Origin of the sequence: Aquipuribacter hungaricus, assembly GCF_037860755.1 — a bacterium.
Taxonomy (GTDB): domain Bacteria; phylum Actinomycetota; class Actinomycetes; order Actinomycetales; family JBBAYJ01; genus Aquipuribacter; species Aquipuribacter hungaricus.
Genome location: NZ_JBBEOI010000355.1, coordinates 1 through 2,699, shown reverse-complemented (window position 1 = coordinate 2,699; position 2,699 = coordinate 1). Strand labels below are relative to the sequence as shown.

General features: G+C 78.9%; 3 protein-coding genes. 1 reads left to right on the top strand and 2 read right to left on the bottom strand.

Going from position 1 to position 2,699, the window contains the following annotated elements; genetic code table 11:
* Positions 1-527, top strand: a 527-nt coding sequence (locus WCS02_RS19515; RefSeq protein ID WP_340295945.1) for a hypothetical protein, incomplete at its 5' end; no start/stop codon positions are given.
* Between the two features lie 107 nt (positions 528-634).
* On the opposite strand, the gene WCS02_RS19510 is transcribed toward WCS02_RS19515, so the two are convergent.
* Together WCS02_RS19510 and WCS02_RS19505 are read right to left on the bottom strand one after the other, a co-directional pair.
* Positions 635-1,684, bottom strand: a complete 1,050-nt coding sequence (locus WCS02_RS19510) for a YeiH family protein (protein WP_340295944.1) — start codon at positions 1,682-1,684, stop codon at positions 635-637.
* Positions 1,671-2,699: alpha/beta hydrolase (locus WCS02_RS19505; protein ID WP_340295943.1), on the bottom strand; the 1,029-nt coding region annotated here is incomplete at its 5' end. The genes WCS02_RS19505 and WCS02_RS19510, both read right to left, overlap by 14 nt.

Genomic DNA, 2,699 nt, shown 5'->3' with positions numbered 1-2,699 from the left:
CGGCGCCTGCTCCTGCCGTGCCCGCGCCCCAGCCGGCCCGGCCCGCGCCGGCGCCTCCTGCACCGAAGCCCCCTGTCGTCGACCCGCCGGCTGCCCCGGCACCCGCGCCTGCGCCCGCGCCCGGCAACGGCGGCGGGAACGGCAACGGCGGCGGCAACGGCGGCAACGGCAACGGCGGTGGCAATGGCGGCGGTGACAACGGGAACGGCGGCGGTAACGGCGGCGGGAACGGGAACACTGGCGGCAACGGCGGCGGTAACGGGAACACTGGCGGCAACGGCGGCGGTAACGGCAACGCCGGTGGGAACGGCGGCGGCAACGGGAACGCCGGTGGCAACGGCGGCGGTAACGGCAACGCCGGTGGGAACGGCGGCGGCAACAGCGGCGGCAACGGCGGGAACGGTGGCGGCAACGGCGGCGGCAACGGCGGCGGCAACGGCGGCGGCAAGGGCGGCGGTCTGACGACCGGGTCCCTCGGGTCGACCGTCGAGGACGTCGTCGCTCCGGTGGACGCGCTGCTGCCCTGACGAGCGGCTGCCCCGACCAGCGGCTGCCCCGACCAGCGGCTGACCGGTCTGCTGCCCGAGCGGCTGACCGGTCGGGCACGACGGACCACGCGGTCAGCGCCGCCTGGTCAGACCATGCCCACCAGCAGGAGGGTGAGCAGGCTCGCGCCGGCGACGGCGACCCAGACGACCGCCCCGAGGAGCACCGGGGCCGGTCCTGCGGCCGCCACCTCCCGCAGCCGGGTGGACAGGCCGACGGCGGCGAGCGCGCAGGCGACGAGGACGTCGACGGCGGTGCCGGCCAGCCCGGTCACGCGGTCCGGCAGCAGACCGGTCGCCGCGACGGCGACCGCGAGGACGAACAGGACGAGGAAGGCCGGGACCAGCCGCGCCGGCCGGGGAGCCGACGTCGCGTCCCCGGTGCGGCCGGCCTGCGCCGCCTCGTGGACGCGGGTGCGCCAGGCGAGCACCAGGGTGACCGGCACGAGCGCCAGGACGCGGGTGAGCTTGACGACGACCGCGACCGCGAGCGCCTCGGCCGACCATGCCCCGGCGAGGGCGACGACGGCGCTGGTGTCGTTGACCGACGAGCCCACCCACGCCCCGAAGCCGGGGTCCGTCAGCCCTGCGGCCCGCGCCAGCGGCGGCAGCGCCGCGATGGCCAGCAGGTTCATGAGCACGACGGTCGACAGGGCGTAGCCCACGTCGGCGGGGCGGGGCCGGATGACCCCTGCCGTCGCGGCGATGGCGGAGGCACCGCAGATCCCGGTCCCCGCCCCGAGCAGCAGACGGAGGTCGCGGGGCACGCCGAGCGCCCTGCCGACGACCGTCGCGACGGCGAAGGCGGTGACGACCGCCACGGCGACCACCGGCAGGGCGCGCGGTCCCACCTGGGTGAGGGCCGCCAGCGGCACGGTGAGGCCGAGCAGGACGATCCCGGCCTGGAGCAGGCGGCTGCCCGCCCAGCGGAGGCCCGGGGTCAGCGCCGCCCCCGGCGCGCGCGCCGTCGCCGCGGCGGTGCCCAGCAGCAGGGCGAGCACCGCCGCACCCGGGGAGCCGGTCCCCGCGGCCCCCAGGACCGCGTCCAGCCCGAGCGCCAGGGCGGCCACGCCCACCGCGAGCAGGACACCGGGGAGCAGGCGGACGAGCACCCCCCGGCCGGGCTCAGCCGTCGGCACGCACGTCGGCGGACAGCAGACCGGTCGGTCCGTCAGGTCGACCGCCGGGCCCGTCGTCCGGCCCACCGGCGGGCGCACCGCACAGGTCCGGCCTGATCGCGGCGACCAGCTCGGCCACGGCCTGCCGGCTGCGGACCTGGTCGAGGCCGGCCAGGCTGAGGAAGCCGTGCACCGCACCGGGGTAGTCGGTGAGCCGGACCCGGACGCCCGCCGCGGCCAGCCGCTCGGCGTAGAGGCGGCCGTCGTCGCGCAACGGGTCGTGCTCGGCGGTGAGCACCGTCGTCGGCGGCAGGCCCGCGTGCGAGGCGGCGAGCAGCGGCGACAGCCGGGGGTCCTCGACGTCGACCCCCGTGCCGTCGGTGTACAGCTCGAGGAAGCGGTCGACGTCCGCGCGGCCCAGGACCGGCGCGTGGGCGTTGGCCGCCATCGAGCCGGTGAGCAGCCTGGCGTCCGTCGCCGGGTACACCAGCCCCTGGTGGACGACGCGGGGGTCGCCCGGGAGCGGCTCGTCGCGCAGCCGGGCCGAGGTGACGGCGGCGAGGTTGGCACCCGCGCTGTCGCCGACGAGCGCGACCCGGTCGGTACGGACCCGCGAGCCGGACCCCACGGCGCCGGGGGAGGCGGCCACCCACCGGACGGCCTCGAGGCAGTCGTCGACCGCGGCGGGGAACGGGTGCTCGGGGGCGAGCCGGTAGCCGACCGACACGACCACGGCGGGCAGCGCCTCCGCCAGGGCCGCCACCCACCAGGGCGTGTCGTCGATGCCGCCCTGGGCCCACCCGCCCCCGTGCAGGTGGACGACGACGGGCAGCACCGTGCCCGGCACCACCGGCGGGGTGTGGACCGCCACCGGGACGCCGGACCACGTCGCGCGCCGGTGCACCCGCACCCGGGGGGAGGGGGCACCGAGCACCAGGGCCTGCACGGCGCGTGCCGTCCGCGACCGGGCGGGCCCGCGGGACGCCCGCACCTGGTCGGCGTCGCGGCCGGCGACGCCGACCGCCCCCGTCCGCCG